The organism is Sphingobacterium sp. UBA5670 (genome assembly GCF_002420705.1).
Classification (GTDB): Bacteria; Bacteroidota; Bacteroidia; order Sphingobacteriales; family Sphingobacteriaceae; genus Sphingobacterium.
The window spans coordinates 567,793-585,687 of sequence record NZ_DIIM01000005.1 but is presented as its reverse complement, the minus strand read 5'-3'; the positions used below and the strand labels follow the sequence as shown (position 1 = coordinate 585,687).

Genomic DNA, 17,895 nt, shown 5'->3' with positions numbered 1-17,895 from the left:
TTATCTTGACAACATTTTATAGACTTCTGTTCCTCCTAATAAGAAACAACCCAAACCGTAGTCTTCAAAATCCGGTTGACTTGAAAAACTGACCGGCTGACCATCCTTAGGTTCCTTTCCCGTTCCTTGTAAATAGCCCAAAAAACCAGAAGGGTGAACCGCTTCTGCTGTCATTGCTTTCCACGCCTTTTCTACAACAGGTCGATATATTTTAGCATCTAGGAAACCATTATTGATGCCCCAGGCCATGCCATAAACAAACAGTGCAGTGCCTGAAGTTTCACGCCCACCAAAATTAGTCGGATCATGTAAACTGACATTCCAGAATCCATCCGGTCTTTGAATAGGAACAAGTGCTTCCATCATAGCTTTATAATCCGACATGTACTCGGCACGATGTGCTTCGTTCTCCGGAATTAAATCAAGTACCCTAACCAAAGCTGCCACAACCCATCCATTGCCACGTGACCAATAGCAATCCGCACCATTCGGCTCCTTGTAAGGAGGAACAAAATCCTTATCGCGCCACCAAAATTTATCGGCCTTGTTATAAAGGCCTCCACCTTCTTGCGTTTTTGAATGATGATACATTTTATACATGTACTCAAAGTAAACTTGATCCTTCGTCATTACCCCCAGTTTAGCATAAATTGGCATAGCCATTTGTATGGCATCAATCCAGGTCCAATCGTCTACTTTTCCAGATTTGATAATGTAATCTATATTGGCTTTAATCTTTTGGATACGCTCAGGCTTCGCTTCAATCTCATAGAGATCCAGGTAAGTCTGCCCACAAGCTTGGTCATCGGCATTTCGAGTTTCCAAACCGTTGCGCATACCCCAGTCATGTTTATTTCCCCAATCCACAGCATAATTGTAGTATTCGTTGTTTTGATCAATCTGATAAAGTGCCATGAGCCCTTCGTAATAAACGGCCCGGGTCCAGATATTGCTCGGCCGCCAACGGTTGGTATAGATCGGTTTACCGGTGTCTGTCCATTTGTTCATAAAATAACGATTGGTCAGCTGCAACGACTGAAGTACATCTACAGCGGTTAATTCCTGCTTCTGTTCGACAACCTTCTTCGTCGATGAACATGCTGAAAGGAAAAACGCAATCATCAAAGTGGCCGTATAAGAATTAAATATTTTCATGTTTTGCTTTATATAATTATTCATAACGGGAATTCCCTTTTTTTTGAGCGAGCTGCTCGTAAGGTATCACACCAACCCTTTTTGCCCAGTTTTCATAGAGCTTAACCATTTCACTGTATATTTTCGGGAAAGAGGCTGATAAGTCTACTGTTTCACTTCTATCTTTTTCTATATCATATAAATACCACTTATTTTCAGGATAGGAAGAGACAAGTTTCCATTTTCCCTTACGCACACCTTTATTGCCCTCATGTTCAAAACAAATTTCCCGATCAATATCCTTTTGTTGCGCTGTCCATAGCGGAAGCAAGGATATTCCTTCCATCGGTTGAATCGTATTGCCCGCATAGTCCTTAGGATAGCTCGCTCCCGACCATTGTGCTAAAGTTGGCATGATATCGATCAAATGGGCTGGCCTATCAAACTGTTTCCCTCTTGGTAGGAATTTCGGTCCATAAGCGATAAATCCGGTGGCATTCCCACCCTCAAACTCCCAATGCTTGAACTTTTTGAAAGGCGTATTGCTCACCGCAGCACCTTCGACTCCATAAGCTGTAAAAGAACGCGGATGACTGGCAGGAAATTCATTAGCAGCTCTAATTTCTGGTGTAAATCCCGCATTAGTTATAGTCTCATTGCTCGCTCCGTTATCAGAGAGAAAGATGAAAACAGTGTTGTCCAATTGTCCTTTCGATTGGAGATAATCAACCAGTCTACCAACGTTCTGATCCAATTCATCTACCATCGCCGCGTAGACAGCCATCTTTTCATCCCATTTTACTTTTTCTTCCCAACTGCAATCATTCCAATTTCGCAATGTCGTATCAATTGGTGACAATTTGGTCGTTGGCGGCAATATCCCTAACTGCTGCTGTTTTTGAAAACGCTTTTCACGAATAGCCTCCCAGCCTTCCATATATTTACCACGATACTTTGCAATATCCTGCGGTTTGGCATGTATAGGCCAATGGGGAGCCTGAAAAGCGAGGTATAGAAAAAAAGGATCCTCTTTTTTAGTTTCTAAATGCTCACCAATGAAAGTCATTGCATAATCTGTATAGGCATCCGAGCTATAGTAATCTTTTGGCGGAACGATCGCCTCATTGTCCAAGGCTATCGTTAATGTTTGATTGGGGCGATAAGGCCGGTTTTCAAAGTAGCTGTTTGCTCCATCAATTAGCCCATAGTAGCGCTGAAACCCACGCTGCCGGGGCCAATTTTCCTTTTCCTGTCCAACATGCCATTTCCCTGCCATAAAGGTTCCATAACCTGCGCTTTTCAATAGTTCGGCCAATGTGACCGAATTTCTATTCAAATAACCCTGATAGGCTGGAAAAGGACGCTTATTCATCATATCACCGACTCCTGCCTGATGCGGATATAATCCGGTCAATAGGGAAGCACGCGATGGACAACAACGAGAAGCATTGTAAAAATTAGTCATCTTAATCCCTTCCTTTGCCATTTTATCGAGATTTGGAGTCTGAATTTCGGAACCAAAGCAACCCAAATCAGCATAGCCCATATCATCGGCCAGAATCAATACAATATTGGGTCGTTGCTGTGCATGCACTTTAAATAGTGTCAACAGAAAAAAGATCGCCAGAGGAAAGGTAGATTTCTTCATACTACATAAATTTCTTTAATCCGATTTTGGTTTGTTTTTTCAATTGCTCAGCAACGAGTTTAGCATTCAGCAAAGCACCGGCTTTAATTGTATGGGTCGCATCTTTAGGATCAAAAAATTCCGTTTCTACTTTCTTTTTTCCCAATGTTTCATACTGTGCAATCACTTGATCCTGTAATGGGATAAAAAATGCATTGGCCTGTTCAGCTGCCTCTTTCGCCCATATTGCATAATCCGATTTACGAACCTGATTTCCATCCCAAGCATTGCGTGGAATGGGTGAACAGATAATTGCTATCGCTCCCTTATCCTGAATATTCTTTACAAACCTACGCAAGTAAAAACCATAGCTATAGACTACTTCATGCTGCTTCAGCAATGGATTATACACTTCTTGGTAATCATCACCATTTCCTTTTATCGTTCCGCGAGCGCGTAACGTGTCCACAATGGGACTTGAATCATTATGCCCAAATTGCATAAGGACAAAATCTCCAGGCTGTATGCTATCCAGTACCTTCTGCCAAAGCTTTGGATTGTTATAAAATGTCCGGGTACTTGTTCCCCCCAAAGCACGATTCTTAACATTAATTTTATCCGATTTAAAATACTGACCAATCAAACTTCCCCAGCCCCACTGTCCGTTCGAGCCATTTCCCTGTCCGTTTTTTACCGTAGAGTCACCAATAATAAACAAGCTCGGTTTGTGCTGCTTTTCCAAAAAAGACATGCTAATTACAGCGAAAAGGACCGCAGCCCAAGGCAACAATTTCAATTTCATCTTCGTTACTATTTAATATATTGTACTAACTGACTTTTAATCCTACGGAATCCTTCGATAACAGACCATGCATTTTCTCGCGCTCCGTCTTTATTCGTATGGGTATGGTCACCGGGGAAAAAACTGGTTTTTACCAGCTCTGGTCCAAGGCGATCATATTTATCTGCAGTAATACTGTTCAGATCCAGAAAAGGAACGCCTTGTTCTTCGGCAATCTGCTTAGCCCACAAGCCAAAGTCTTTGTCGGCCCGCTTCACCTTACCTTGATCATCCCATTGGTTGCGCGGAATCATGGATAACAAAATCGGTGTTACCCCCTTTTTCTTTGCTTCAATCACAAAACGACGCAGGTTTTCACCATAAGTGTGCACGGTTTCCTTCTTTCCATTCCCCCAGTCCAACACAATAGAATCTTGACCGATACCCCTTAGCACACCTCGATAGCCTTGTTTGCTTGTATCAGGCTTACTTCCCTCGTTATGACCAAACTGAATCAATAAAAAATCTCCAGGCTTGAACAAAGAATCAACTTTTCTCCATCTTCCCTCTTTGACAAATGTACGTGTACTCCGACCTGCCATCGCATGATTGTCCACACGGACTCGTGTCGTATCTAATAATTCAGGAAGCAAGGTACCCCAGCCCCAATATTCCTTATTGCTGTTCTTAACTGTCGAATCACCGATAAGATAAATCGTGGGTCTATTTTGCTGCTTTGCAAAGGATATTAAAACAACCGCTACCAATGTCATCCCTATCCATTTTATTGTATGCTTCATTTGCTAACTTATCTATTTCTTTTAATCAAACAATTCCAATCGTACACGTCTAAATTTCTATTTTGTGCGGGCAGGCTTCACCAACTGAATATTGGGTTTAGCCGGACGATCCATACCTACACCAAGGTAATATCCCGTATGCGGCGGTTGATTATAGGCCACATTCTGCCATGCTATACTCAAGCGATATTGTGGATCATGCATGAGTGTATATACACGCTTTTCCGTCGGGATCGTTGTTGTATAGATACGCAGATATTGATTATCATCTGAGCGTAAGATCAATTCTTCACGCCAATCCCCCAAGATATCCGCACTTAGGTTGGGCGTACTTTTAGTTCCATTAATCGATGATGCTCCCACCGCCGTAAAGATTCGTTCTGTTTTCCCCTTTTTATATTTTTCAATATAGTTGCTGTTTAAAAGCTCCCGGCTCAAATCAGCATCCCACCAAATCAAAAAATTGGTCGATATCGGAGCCGGTCCTACAGGATTACCTTTAGTATCGTACATATCTCTAGATCCAAGCCACCACAGATACGCCCCTTTATGATCGGGATCAATATTTGCAGCAACACCGCGAGGAATATCTTGGTCTATTGCACTTTTAAACAATATTTCCCCAGTTTTGGCATCCAACAAAGCCACACCTGTCCCTTTCCGCCCTCCTTTCAGTTCATGAATTCCAAAGATCTCCAAGCCCGGCCTATCCGGATCCAAATCGCTAACATGTAATGCATCGCCATGTCCCAGTCCGGTACTGTATAGCCCTTTGCCATTATCGTCAACAACCATCGAACCAAAGACAATTTCATCTTTACCATCTTGATCTACGTCCGCAACCGTGAGATTGTGATATCCCTGACCAGAATAAGGATCTTTACGAACTTTGCTATCAAATACCCAACGGCTTACTAATTTTTTATCCTTGAAATCCCATGCTGCCAGTGCCGTACGCTCATAATATCCCCGAGTCATCACAACACTCGGGTGTACACCATCCAAATAGGCTACACAAGCTAAAAATCGATCACTGCGATTGGCATTGCTATCCCCCCATGAACTTAGCTCTCCACGTTGTGGCAGATAGTCCACAGTGCTCAGGGCTTTTCCCGTCAATCCATCAAATACCGTTAAGTATTCAGGACCTTTCAATATGCGACCAACTGTCCGCGAATTTAATACGGTATCACGCCAATCGGCCTGTGCATCACCAATAACATTTCCCAGTCCATCTTTAGTACCGTCGGCCGTTTTACAGACTAACTCCGCACGACCATCACTATCGAGGTCATAAACCATAAATTGGGTATAATGTGCTCCCTCTCGGATATTTTTACCCAAATTGATTTCCCAGAGAAAAGTACCATCTAGTTTATATGCTTGAAAAATAGGTTCCGAAGTAATCCCATTGTGTGCATTGTCATGTCCAACACCAGTCTGGTGAACAATAAGTTCATAAGTCCCATCGCCATCCAGATCGCCCACAGAAACATCCCCAGGCATATATCCTGCAGGAGTGCGTAATGGAATATTTAAGTACTGCTGTACTTTTTGATCTTTCGATAAGGTCAGTTTGGCAACTTCTTTTTCTTTACCTCCGGTTACTATATCTAAAATGTATGTCACATCTTGATTCAAAGCGACATGATCATCCAAAAAATTAGTCCCTTTGGTCAATGGTGAAGTATTCAGTTTTTTCTGCTTGCCATTCCCTTCCTTTCTATAAATTGCAAAGGCCGTATCAAAATCGTCGGTACCAAGCAAACGCCAACTTAAAAAAACGGAGTTATCCGTTGTTTTTACGCCGACCATACCCCGATCCAAAAACTCCATTTTACGTTGGCCTGAAACAGCAAGAGAACCGATCAGTGCTCCTGTCAAAAGAATAAGTTTTGTCTTCATCATTCAAAGGTGTAAATCATAGCAATAGACTGGTCCATATTATTGCTTTTTATTATTAACGGTTACATCATTTAGGACAAAGTTTTTAATATATTCCTTGTGAATCACTGGGTCTTTGGCCACACGGACGTGCATATTTTGAAATGTAAAATCCGACAGTACATATTGTTCAGAATTGAGCACATCAAATACGATGTCGCAATCCAGATCTATATTGCGCAGGACAATATTTCTTGCATACGACATTTTTATACCTTTCTCACCCTTCAAATCAAAAAATTGGGTCCAAGGCTTGATAAACAACATACTATTGACATTCCCCTTTACATTTTCGATCAAAATGTTTTCATATTCCTGTGGCGTATCCGGGCGCATCTTTAACTGCAGCAGCTTGCGTGCTTTATCTAAGGTATTGTTCCTAAAAATCACGTTATAGCTATGGATAGATTCACTGCCACAGGTCAGTGCACTATGACAAAATCCAAAAAAACAGTTCTCAATAATAATATTTGAATTAGGGCCGTTGTTAGGATCCTTATCGGACTTCGGTCCTTTACCGCCTTTTAGTGCAATCGCATCATCGTTAACGGATAAGTAACAATCTTTAATCAATACATTACGACAGACATCCAAATCGATCGCATCGGAACTAGGTGCTTTCACTGGTTCCTTTGGTGCTGAAATATGTAAACCGATCAATTTGAGATTTTCACATTTATAATAATGCGAGGTCCAAAAAGGTGAATTGATCAAGCGAATGCCTGAAATCTGTACATCTTTGCTATTGGACACATAAAGTAAACGTGGACGCATTTCGTCCATATTTGTACACTGTGGATTAAACTGCCTTCTCAGCCAAAATGATCGCCAATAACGTAACCCGTTTCCATCGAGTGTACCTTTGCCCGAAATTGTAAATCCATCCATCTGGTCTGCATTGACAAGCGCCAAAAAATACTTCACTGTTTGACCTTCCATACGAGTCTCCGCTAGCGCAAAATCTGCAATGTCATCACTTCCTTTCAGTACAGCCCCTTCTTCTAAGTGTAAATGTGTCTTCGGTTTAAAAAATAATGATCCACTCAGATAGACACCTTTAGGTACTATGACTACACCTCCACCGCTGGTATAGGCCTTATCAATAGCCTGTTGAATTTTGGCCGTTTGCACGATGGTGCTATCTGCGACCACACCAAAATCTGTGATGAGAAATTTCTTTCCGAGCGTTTCGATCTCAGTCGATTTTACAGTCTCGAACCATTTTGAAATTGCTGTTCCGTCCGGAAACTTTCCTTGCGCATGTGCATTGGACAAAATCGCAATTGATGTGAGCAGAAGTAAAAATCGAGAGAATTTTTTCATAATATTAAGTTTTATTAAGTCTTGTGTCCCTGCTCGTCTACAGCTTATTTAAAACGCGCAGACAATACCGTCAAATTGATTAGCGTATTTAAGGATACCTAAATAAGTAGCTAGTTTTAAAAGTATCAACATTTTTAACAAAAGCCGTCCTGTAGTATCCTGAACAAACTCGATTACACAGTCAATACATCTTCATTTTCATTGATAGTAAACCCAACAACAAGGATTTAAAGCTGCTCGTAATATATTTGTTATAGAATTCCCGACACCACCTCCATACCAACTGATGACCAACTCTTGACTGTAACCACAATGAGTCCACGTTGAGTCCACCTTTTAAGAGTGCATTCACTATGTAGACATCGTTTTAACAATCCGCCTGCAGTCAGGAATTCGTATGAATTTGGTGAGAACTTATCCTCAAGAAAATATATCCACAACCACCTTGTACTGTCCTGCTTGGTAAAATTAGGTTCCCCCTTGATTGTTCCTTATTTTTAGGAATTATTCTTTTAATCAATTGCTTAGGATTTCCTTCGAAACACTGTACTGATCAATTATGAAATGTCCACGATTGTATAACACAAACACCGATGAAAAATAAACTAGATATTCCATATGGCCTTAAAAAAACAAACCGAGCTTGCGAGCTCATGAATAATTATTAACATGAAATATAAATCAATTTTCACCTTTATGTTACTATCAATCGCCTTTACTCGATTGAGCTTCGCGCAGATCAGCAAGATCAACCAAGACGATATTAACATCAAAGCTCCTTTTAAAATTCCAGTATTTAAAGTTCCAAATTTCGAGCATTGTAAAAATTACGATATCCGCGATTTTGGTGCACGTCAGGGCGACAAAGAAAGTACTACCACAGCAATCGCGACTGCAATTGCTCTAGCGACAACATCAGGTGGCAATATCATCATTCCTCCAGGTGAATGGTCAACAAAGGCAATACATTTAAAGAGCAATGTCAACTTACATGTCAGTGCAGGGGCGACCTTATTATTTTCGGGCGACCCGAAAGACTATTTACCTGCTGTTCACAGTAGCTGGGAAGGACTAGAATGCTATAACTACTCCCCACTGATCTACGCATATGAAGCAACAAATGTTGCCATTACTGGTAAAGGAACCATAAAAGCAGATCTGACTGTTTGGGAAAAATGGTTTCCAAGACCAAAACCGCATATGGAAAGCATCAAAAATCTCTATAACTGGGCGCAAGAAGGGGTACCTGTCGAACAACGCCTTATGGTCAATGACACGTCCAACCTTAGACCGCAATTTATTCAATTTAACCGCTGCCAACATGTTAGGGTCGAAGATATTAAGATCCGTAACAGTCCTTTCTGGACCTTACATCTCTACTTAACGAAAGATGCGCTTATACGCGGAATCGACATCTACGCCCATGGCCATAACAATGATGGAATTGACCCTGAAATGAGTCAGAATGTATTGATTGAAAATTGCGTGTTTGACCAAGGGGACGATGCCATCGCACTGAAGTCTGGCAGAAATCCCGAAGGCTGGCGACTGAAAACGCCAACAAAAAATATTGTGATCCGCAATTGCGAGATCCGTGACGGGCACCAACTCCTGGCTGTTGGGAGCGAACTCTCTGGTGGAATCGAGAATATCTATGTGGACAATTGCACTGTACTGCCCAATGAGAAACTCATGCATCTACTCTTCATCAAAACCAACGAACGTATGGGCGGTTACGTAAAAAACATTTATTTTTCAAATATCAAAGCCCAAAACATAAAAGAGGGTATACTTGGAATTGATACTGATGTCCTCTATCAATGGCGAAGTTTGGTACCTACCAAGGTAAAAAAACTAACGCCAATAACGAATGTCTATCTTTCTCACATTCAAGCGGAAGTAGGTCAGTTTATCTCAAAGATCAACGGTAATCCGGAACTTCCCATTCACACAGTTCAATTGAAGGATGTACAACTTAAGAACGTTACCTCAACGGCAATCCAAAATCAAAATGTCAAAGACTTTATCATCAAATAATAATACGCAGCTTAATTGAAAAAAGCTCCTTCCCGTTATAGAAACTTGGCTTATAAGCATTTGAACAGCATCAAAAAAACAGCATCTCACTCAAAAAATAGGCTTTTCAATTGAATTGAAAAGCCTATTTTTCGTTTAACCAATTTATATATAAAGCATCCGATTAATCTGTCAATACATTTACTTTAGGCATCACAAATTGCGTATTTTCTTTTTCGCCCTTCGGGGTACCAAAGTAAAAATAGAGTGTCCGATTAATCTTTTTATCCATTTGATTAAGCTCACCTGCGGGTCCATTCACCGCAGCATTTCCATTGATTCCCAACGCCAGTTTTGTTCCAATAGGAGGAATAGCATCCAAAAAGGAAATATCCCCCGTCGGCAACTGCGGATAACCTTTGGGACCGGAAATTCCGTAGAACTCGAATAATCGCACAAATAACTCTTCCTGATCTGTTGCAACCAAAAACTTCCCTTGCACTGTATTGAATTGTATCCAACTAACATCCGAGAAGTAGCCTTTAAACTCAGGAAATGTCCATGGCCCAATACCTGCTTTTCCGTCATTATACATTTTTTCCCATGTATTTAGTGTGACACCTTGCATCCTATTCTTCCATACGCGATAAGGGCCATTACCAAGCCATTTGGCCCCAATAATATAGTTTTCAGGAAAGTTGAAGCTTACTCCGGCATAAGGCACCGTTTTTGCCATATTATAAGCATAATCAAGTTTTAACCACCCGTCTGGGCGCATCATCCAACGGATAAAACTTAGGTTACCATCAAACATAAACTCAACAGCTTCATTTTTTCCGTCTTTCCAACGTTTAGCACTTTTCAGCTCCGCCTGTCCATCGATAAGCACCGGACCATTATTGAAAGCCAATTTCATGCTATAATCATTGGCCAGATCAACCAATAATCCTGTTTTTTTGGAAATCATAGCTGTTATTCCGTTTGCCTTAAGGATATAATTCGCACTGTCTTCTTTCACTTCAACATCGGTAGAAGATTTCAACGGCAGAATTTCCGCAGTAAGCATTTGATTGGATTTTACACGCCAGGTCCAAGTATAAATTTCCTCCCCATGTGGATCAATCGCAGTCAATATCAGCGCATCATATTGTTTCCAGTCGCTCGGTAAATTCAACTGCAAGTTTCCTTTTTGTGTTGGAGGCAATATGGGACTATCGACGTGTAGATGTAGCACTGAATCCACACCCGATTCATCCGCATAGGGTTGTTGATACGTAATCAGTTTACCCTCAAATCGACAGTTTTTCAGATCGGTAAAATGATAACGATTTTCCACCGAAATAGTTCCGTTGAAGTCAACAGGTAATTTCTTCATCGTAATATGTACAGGTGCATAGATCTCCCGAATGGCATAGAAACTGCCCTCTTTTTCGCGATGTGGCCCAAGAATTCCATCAGGGGCATTTACGCGGTTGACATCAATCACATTATTGAAATCTGTACGTACGATACCTTCATCTGCAAAATCCCAAATAAATCCGCCGGCACCTAATTTGGCATTCCAGTGCAGCTCCCATATATCCGCCAATCCTGCCGCAGCACCGCCATCATCCTGTGCGTGGAGAAATTCGGTTGGCATATAAATATTTGGTCCTTCCAGAATTTTTTTTGTCGAATAAAAATCTTCATAATGGTTACAGTCGATTCCATTGATTGCATTTCCCGGTCTATGATGTGCATGAATTACTGTTCTCGCCGAAAGATCATATTTCTTGTACTCGTCTACAAGTTCTTTATTATGTCCACCTTCGTTGCCGTTGCTCCAAAGTATAATGGAAGGATGGTTAGCATCTCGAATAACCATTTCTCGCACCAACTTTTTACCCACAACGGTACTGTATGCTTTTTGCCAGCCAGCCAATTCATCCAAAACATATAAGCCCAATGAATCGCAATATGCCAAAAAAGATCTATCTGGAGGATAATGCGAACAGCGGACCGCATTCATATTCATTTCTTTGATCAATTTAACATCGTTCAGATCCAATTGCGCGTTTACCGACCGTCCGGTTTCGGGCCACCATACATGACGATTAACACCTTTCATCTTCACTTTTACACCATTGACATAAATGCCGTCTCCTTCGCGAACTTCAATTGTTCTGAAACCAAAGCGATCTTGATATTGATATTCTTTATTCTTCCCATTCCACAAGGTATAGATGGCCTGATATAGGTTTGGTGTCTCGGCGGTCCATAATAAAGGGTTTTCTACTTTCATTTCGACCAATTTCACTGAGTCTTTCGCAGTAATTGGAAACTGTTGAATAGCGATCACATTACCCTTCAGATCTTTGATCTCTACCGATAGTTTATTGGCCTTAGAGAGCCCCTCTAAGTGCACATTGCTTCGAAAAGTTCCGTCTGCCTTTGCATCAATAGCCGTCCAGCTGATATGTTCCTGTGCTGTCGCCTCAAGGTATACGGGTCTATAAATACCGCCTAAAATCCAATAATCCGCCAGACGCTCCGCATTGTTAACGGATTTATCGGAAGACATTTTTGACACAGTAGCCTCCAATATATTGGCCTTGCCAAAGGTGATCTTGTCGGTAACATCGTATTTAAACTGATAAAAAGCACCCTGATGGATATCTCCGGCCAGCTTTCCATTGATCTTAACTTCGGTGTCCGTCATCGAACCTTCAAACACAAGACTTATTTTTTTACCTTTCCAGTTTTTTGGAACAGTAAATTGATGCCGATACAAACCTTTCTCATCATGAAAGATGAAATTCTTACCGTAGGTCACATAATCCCGACCATAGTTGTAAGCCCCAAAACCCTGTTGTTCCCAATGACTGGGAACTGCGATCTTATCCCATTTTCCAGCCTTGCGTCCACCAGTCACCCAGAAGTCCCAATTGACCGTATGAACATTGTCCGTTCCCGAGAGATAGTGTATTTCTTTCACCACCTGCGCTGAAGCAATATGTACCATGATAGTGTATATCAAAGCAAAGAAGACAATTCGAATTTGAAGCATAGGTTTATTCATTGTATTAGCAAACCTCTAAAATAAAAAGTTCAGGACACTTAAGCATCCTGAACTTACCTGAATAGCTTTGGTCTTCAACATCTATACCCAGGCAGACCATCCCGTTGTTACAGAACAGCACAGGATGACAAATCAATTCGGTATACTTAAACTTGTCTTACTAAATTGGCTATTCCCCAATTTAAATGGTAAGTACGTAAATTATAATTTAGATAAAACCAGATGAGGTTTATCAAAGGAACACCCATAAAATAGCATCATATTTTTTATCATAAATTTAGGATTAATTGGTTATTTTAAAGGTTTTCATTCTCTCCGTTTGAAAACCTTTTTTTATAACACTCAAAAACATACTACTCCGTTCTAAAAGGTAATGCAGGTAGTCCTTCCTGATTAAAAAAATTGGGACGCGCTGTTTCATGCCAACCAAAGCGAACCTGTTTTGGAGACCTTACCGATGCTGCAGATACAATAACACGATCACCCTCGATCTTCGCTTCAGCAGATACAAACCTGCCATCTGCCCCAGCAATCTCAAACCAGGTCAATTGATCGCCTCTACATTGCAATCCGCTGCCAATATACTTAAAGTTCAGGACCACGCTATTTCCGACTATCTTTTTACTTTTATATTGTGGGCCTGAAAAAACAATATTCTTTTGACCATAATCAAATGCCAGTGGCCATAATGCCAAACGACGTCCTACTTCCCATTTATAGGATGGGTGTATGTCAGAAAGGTCGTCGACCAAATCTGTGACGACAGCCATTCCCGAATTTTTAATGTCCATGCATTTTGTCTGAATCTCCCAAAACCACGGCAACGCCTCTACATTATGCTGTGTTTTATCCTTTCTTTTACTATAATAATAAGGGGCAATCTGTACATAGTAAAAAGGCATATTTTTGTCCTTCCAGTTTTTACGCCAGGTATCAATCAGCAATTTTTGTTTTGCATAGTAACGTGCATCCTCAAACATAAGATTGCTTTCACCTTGATACCAGATAAATCCTTTCATCGCAAAAGGCGCTAATGGACGAATCATGGCTTCATACATTTCCCCCGCGACAGCATTTTCAATTTTCGTTTCACCATTTCGGGTTTCCTGTTTAAAAGTGCTGGAGTTTTGATAGGCTTCCAAAGGTGTCCATGGCTCTATCCTACTGCCACCCCAGGATGAACTGATCAATCCCACGGGAACATTCAGCTGCTGTTGCAGGGTCTTTCCAAAGAAATAACCCGGAGCCGAAAATTGCGCGAGTGAATTCGGATCGGCTACTTCCCATCCCTTCGTTTCCACATCGTCCTGCTGCCCTTTCTTTTTGGCAACAAGGAATAAGCGAATTTTTGGATTTTCAGGTTGTCGCAATTCTTCCTCCGCCCGATCAACGCCTACAGCAGGCTTCTTATAACCCTTACGTAACTGCATCGTATACTCCATATTAGACTGCCCCGAACATAGCCAAACTTCACCAACAACAACATTTTTCAGCAAAATTGTATTATCTCCCTTTACTTCCATAGTAAATGCATCGAAACTTGCTTTTTGAGCTGTAAAGGTAACGCTCCATGCTCCCTTTTGATTGGCCACTGTTTTTCTTGTCAAACCTTTCAATCTGACTTCAATCTTTTCCTGAGGATCCGCATGCCCCCATACCACCACTGGTTTTCCTTGCTGAAGTACCATATTCGATCCAAAAACATGTGGTAATGTGACTTTAGCCTGTGTGCTGAACGCAATGCCTGCCAAAATAAAGGAAAAGAGGATTTTCTTCATGTTAAAAAAGCTATCAGTTTACTTTTAATAAAGTTGATAAAACCGTTTGGTTGACCGTAAAAGCTGTTCCATGACGTACTCCCTTCGGAAAGCTCACCAGATCAGAAACATCTTCCCAGTTGATACCATCTTTGCTTCTTACAGCTCCATACTTATGGTCGCGGTATTTATCGAAATATACATATATATACTCCCCTACTTGCAGCGGAGCAGGACCCTCCGCCCAATAACCGCCTGTGATTGGTTGAGAGACAGTAGTCGGAAATCCTTTGGCTAAATTCTTTGTTGTCGTGATTCTAAGGTTTTTCTCCGGCGGATTAGAATTTTCATTTTTCAGCACCATCATATATTCCTTATTGGCCTGTTGTATAATGGCTGCATCGATGACACTAAATTCAGGGTCAAAAAATAACTTGGTTTTTGAAAAACGTTTAAAATCCTTTGTCGTCACACTATACATCCGGTGGTTTAAGCCTTTTTCACTATCGCTTGTCTGCACCTCTTTATGTCGACCAGGAATTGTCGTGGCCCAAATGATATAATATTCTTTTGTGTCTTTGTCGTAAAAAAGCTCCGGAGCCCATGCATTTTTAGCATCAGACTCATCTACCATGACAGGTATTGCTTTTTGATCGGTCCAATGCATCAAGTCTTTGGAAGAGGAATATCCGATAATTTTATCCCACCAGCCTGTTGTCCACACAAGGTGAAAGGTACCATCAGGACCCTGGCAAATACTAGGATCACGCATCAGTCTATCTTTTCCTACCGTTGGTACTAAGAAAGCTTTTCCCTGATTCAATGGTTCCCATTTCAAACCGTCTAAACTATAAGCAAGATGTAACCCGTCGGCGCCATTGCCCACAAAATAGGAGAAAAGGTATACCGGAGATTGTGCCTTAACGAGACAGGTCAAAATAACCAAGAGCGTGACTAGAAATTGTTTTTTCATTTATACAATCTTATGAATAAGTTTATAACGAGTTTCCATTACACAGTAGGAAACGAATACTTTAATCCAAATATAGTGTTACTTCATCAATCACTACGCCCTCATCAAGCGCTTTGATACGCAATATGTTCTGTTGCAATGAAGCTACCTTAAATTTAATCGTTCGAATAGCCTGGTTGCGCAAGACATTCTCTTTCCATTCTTCACTTCGTCCGATGGTTTTATAGGAAATGGCAGGCGAATGCTGTTGCCCCAAGGAAACTTCAAAACGTAAATCATCTGAAGAGACCGGGTGTGTAGGCAGCAAGTGGATGACAATGGTAACAGAATCGCCCTCTAATCCCTTGAGTCTATAACTAGCTTCTACGTCCAATGGGATCGCTGCGGCCTGCCCTTGATAGCCCAACCCTTCATATCCGATTGAGCCTTTTAAATCTTTACCAGGAATCCTCTTGGCGGGCTGATCATCATTGACCATAGGAACAACAGCGTTTTCTTCTACAATCTTATCGAAAACCGCAAGATTTCTTGGTTTATAATCCATCATACCCTTCCACTTACCTTTATTCAAGGCATTGTATTGCGCAGTTAAGGAAACGATTTTATCATAGGCATCGTGGCTTTTTTGCCATTCAGCTTTGCCATGACGAGCCAACTGTGCATAAAGGTGTTTTTCATTCATCTTTGCCGCTGCAACAACCGGATACAGGACTAATTCAAAATATGCATCCTTTCGCTCCAAAGGAACTGATGCCTCAATTGCGGTGACTGCATCTTGAATATGTTTATACTGTAATAATCGCTTTTGAATCTGCTGTTCGGACCAGGGTAGGTCTTTAACAATTTTATAGGCTGGATCTTTCTCTTCCGTACGTGTATTTCCCATAAACTCAGGCTTTCGAATATGAGCCAACCGATAATGTTCCTGCATAATCGGCACGATCTTCTTCGCCAAACGATGTCCAAACTCCCGTTGCAAAAATTGGCTCATATGCTGATAGATGCCTATTTTCTCTACCTGATCCATATTCCATGCCATATCCATCAGTAGTTCAATTTGGTATTCAGCAGGCTTAATATCCCCAACATTGACAATCCACATTTTTTTAACATCATGTTGATAAGCTGTATAAAGCTGCTGATAGATCAGCGCCGGACTCATCGTCGACAACCAAAGATAGTCATGCGGCCTACCCCAGTAGGAAACATGATAATAAAGTCCGTTACCGCCTGTTCTTTTTCTTTCTTTCTGATCTGGAAAATGAGTAATATAGCCATAATTATCGTCACACCACATCAATGTAGCATAGTCAGGAATAGCTATACCGGCGCGGTAGACGTCCAATACCTCCTTATAGGGTATAACGACTTGGGGAATTTTCGTTGGATCTAAATTGACATATTTTTTTAATAGATCCGTCTGATCCTTGAGGACCTCATTGAAGGCATCTTTATATGCGGCTATTGTTTTGACACCCTCCATTGCTCCATCGTGTTTCCCACGCATACCAAGTGTAAATATATGATGAGATTGACCGAGTGTTTTAAGCCGATTGGACCAATAATTAATAATTTCATTTTTATTTGTCAAATAGTTATAGGGGCCCTGACCTACAATATCCCATTCCGTCGCACTATTTCGAGCGAGGGGCTCACAATGCGATGAGCCGATATATATTCCATATTTTTCGGCCATTTCCCGATTTCCTTGGACAAAATAGAAAGGGACAGTTACTTCATGCATCGCTGGCCAGATCGAGTTGGCTCGAAGGCGTAACAATAATTCAAAAATACGGGCGTACGTCTTAGGCCCGACCGTAGCCATTTTTTTTGTTTTCGCTGGATCAATTCCTGCATCCAACTTTGCTTCGGGCTCATAGGTTTTACTGCTCCAAGGCGTCAATCCCCAGTCCTCGTCATTTATAAAAATCCCCCGGAATTGCACTTTAGGAAATTGCTTGTCTTCAAAATCGGCAGGCAAAGAAATCGTTGATTTTTTACGGGGAACCACATCTGCCCACCAACTCCATGGAGAAACACCTAATTTTCTGGAAATTTCCATCACACCGTATGCCGTACCTCTAGCATCAGACCCGATAATCAACAGAGTTGGTACTTTTTCCATTTGAATTACTTTCAGATAAAAAGCCTCCCATTTATCTTTGATATCTGAGAGAGAAATGGGATGATCCTTTATCAATTTGTCGATAATTGGATCATTTAACTCCCCAATTATAATTGCTCCGGCATCTGCATTGTCGATTCGTTTAAAAGCAGATTGGCCAACCTGCTGCGCGTCTGCAGCCAACAGTTCCAATGCGGTTTCAACCACAGGGCTACTGCCTCCATAATAGATATTCGCAGCCCGATTATTTTTGATCAGATTGAATCCTGAACTGGCAAACAACGGCGCAATTGCCAAACAGAGATTAATAAAAACTAAAATAGACTTTTTCTTCAAAGCTGGGTGTATCATATGAGT

11 protein-coding genes are annotated in these 17,895 nt (G+C 41.2%); 1 reads left to right on the top strand and 10 read right to left on the bottom strand.

The genetic code is table 11. The features are described 5' to 3' along the window. The 6 genes from B3C94_RS07730 to B3C94_RS07705 are packed head-to-tail and all read right to left on the bottom strand — an operon-like array spanning window position 1 to window position 7,609. Window positions 1-1,155 (bottom strand): glycoside hydrolase family 88 protein, encoded by a 1,155-nt coding sequence (locus tag B3C94_RS07730; RefSeq protein ID WP_293901495.1) that lies wholly within the window; start codon window positions 1,153-1,155, stop codon window positions 1-3. Between the two features lie 16 nt (window positions 1,156-1,171). Continuing rightward, a complete protein-coding gene (locus tag B3C94_RS07725) occupies window positions 1,172-2,782 on the bottom strand; it encodes an arylsulfatase (RefSeq protein ID WP_293901492.1) in 1,611 nt (536 codons plus the stop codon). Between the two features lies 1 nt (window position 2,783). Beyond that, entirely contained in the window at window positions 2,784-3,563 is a 780-nt protein-coding gene (locus tag B3C94_RS07720; RefSeq protein ID WP_293901489.1) for a rhamnogalacturonan acetylesterase, read from the bottom strand. 8 nt (window positions 3,564-3,571) lie between these two features. Then, a complete protein-coding gene (locus B3C94_RS07715) occupies window positions 3,572-4,342 on the bottom strand; it encodes a rhamnogalacturonan acetylesterase (protein ID WP_293901486.1) in 771 nt (256 codons plus the stop codon). A 57-nt stretch (window positions 4,343-4,399) separates the two neighbouring features. After that, entirely contained in the window at window positions 4,400-6,250 is a 1,851-nt protein-coding gene (locus B3C94_RS07710) for a rhamnogalacturonan lyase (RefSeq protein WP_293901483.1), read from the bottom strand. Between the two features lie 36 nt (window positions 6,251-6,286). Continuing rightward, window positions 6,287-7,609 carry a rhamnogalacturonidase gene (locus B3C94_RS07705; RefSeq protein WP_293901480.1) on the bottom strand — a complete coding sequence of 441 codons (1,323 nt, stop codon included), beginning with the start codon at window positions 7,607-7,609 and terminating at the stop codon, window positions 6,287-6,289. Window positions 7,610-8,305: 696 nt separating this feature from the next. Here B3C94_RS07705 and B3C94_RS07700 point away from each other — a divergent pair. Next, the gene (locus tag B3C94_RS07700; protein ID WP_293901477.1) at window positions 8,306-9,646 is read left to right on the top strand and encodes a glycoside hydrolase family 28 protein; all 1,341 of its coding nucleotides are present in this window, start codon (window positions 8,306-8,308) and stop codon (window positions 9,644-9,646) included. A gap of 163 nt (window positions 9,647-9,809) precedes the next feature. Here B3C94_RS07700 and B3C94_RS07695 read toward each other — a convergent pair whose 3' ends face one another. The 4 genes from B3C94_RS07695 to B3C94_RS07680 form a co-directional block, all read right to left on the bottom strand. After that, window positions 9,810-12,626, bottom strand: a complete 2,817-nt coding sequence (locus tag B3C94_RS07695) for a glycoside hydrolase family 2 protein (RefSeq protein ID WP_293901475.1) — start codon at window positions 12,624-12,626, stop codon at window positions 9,810-9,812. A gap of 410 nt (window positions 12,627-13,036) precedes the next feature. Beyond that, window positions 13,037-14,461 (bottom strand): sialate O-acetylesterase, encoded by a 1,425-nt coding sequence (locus B3C94_RS07690; RefSeq protein ID WP_293901473.1) that lies wholly within the window; start codon window positions 14,459-14,461, stop codon window positions 13,037-13,039. A gap of 13 nt (window positions 14,462-14,474) precedes the next feature. Further along, the gene (locus B3C94_RS07685; protein WP_293901470.1) at window positions 14,475-15,413 is read right to left on the bottom strand and encodes a glycoside hydrolase family 43 protein; all 939 of its coding nucleotides are present in this window, start codon (window positions 15,411-15,413) and stop codon (window positions 14,475-14,477) included. Between the two features lie 61 nt (window positions 15,414-15,474). Then, a complete protein-coding gene (locus B3C94_RS07680; protein ID WP_293901467.1) occupies window positions 15,475-17,889 on the bottom strand; it encodes a glycosyl hydrolase 115 family protein in 2,415 nt (804 codons plus the stop codon). Window positions 17,890-17,895 lie beyond the last annotated feature (6 nt).

What these genes read in the sequence shown, in the direction of transcription:
- B3C94_RS07685 (WP_293901470.1), bottom strand. Translation starts at nt 15,413, where the DNA reads ATGAAAAAACAATTTCTAGTCACGCTCTTGGTTATTTTGACCTGTCTC.
- B3C94_RS07730 (WP_293901495.1), bottom strand. Translation starts at nt 1,155, where the DNA reads ATGAAAATATTTAATTCTTATACGGCCACTTTGATGATTGCGTTTTTC.
- B3C94_RS07700 (WP_293901477.1), top strand. Translation starts at nt 8,306, where the DNA reads ATGTTACTATCAATCGCCTTTACTCGATTGAGCTTCGCGCAGATCAGC.
- B3C94_RS07715 (WP_293901486.1), bottom strand. Translation starts at nt 4,342, where the DNA reads ATGAAGCATACAATAAAATGGATAGGGATGACATTGGTAGCGGTTGTT.
- B3C94_RS07725 (WP_293901492.1), bottom strand. Translation starts at nt 2,782, where the DNA reads ATGAAGAAATCTACCTTTCCTCTGGCGATCTTTTTTCTGTTGACACTA.
- B3C94_RS07680 (WP_293901467.1), bottom strand. Translation starts at nt 17,889, where the DNA reads ATGATACACCCAGCTTTGAAGAAAAAGTCTATTTTAGTTTTTATTAAT.
- B3C94_RS07720 (WP_293901489.1), bottom strand. Translation starts at nt 3,563, where the DNA reads ATGAAATTGAAATTGTTGCCTTGGGCTGCGGTCCTTTTCGCTGTAATT.
- B3C94_RS07710 (WP_293901483.1), bottom strand. Translation starts at nt 6,250, where the DNA reads ATGATGAAGACAAAACTTATTCTTTTGACAGGAGCACTGATCGGTTCT.
- B3C94_RS07705 (WP_293901480.1), bottom strand. Translation starts at nt 7,609, where the DNA reads ATGAAAAAATTCTCTCGATTTTTACTTCTGCTCACATCAATTGCGATT.
- B3C94_RS07690 (WP_293901473.1), bottom strand. Translation starts at nt 14,461, where the DNA reads ATGAAGAAAATCCTCTTTTCCTTTATTTTGGCAGGCATTGCGTTCAGC.
- B3C94_RS07695 (WP_293901475.1), bottom strand. Translation starts at nt 12,626, where the DNA reads ATGGTACATATTGCTTCAGCGCAGGTGGTGAAAGAAATACACTATCTC.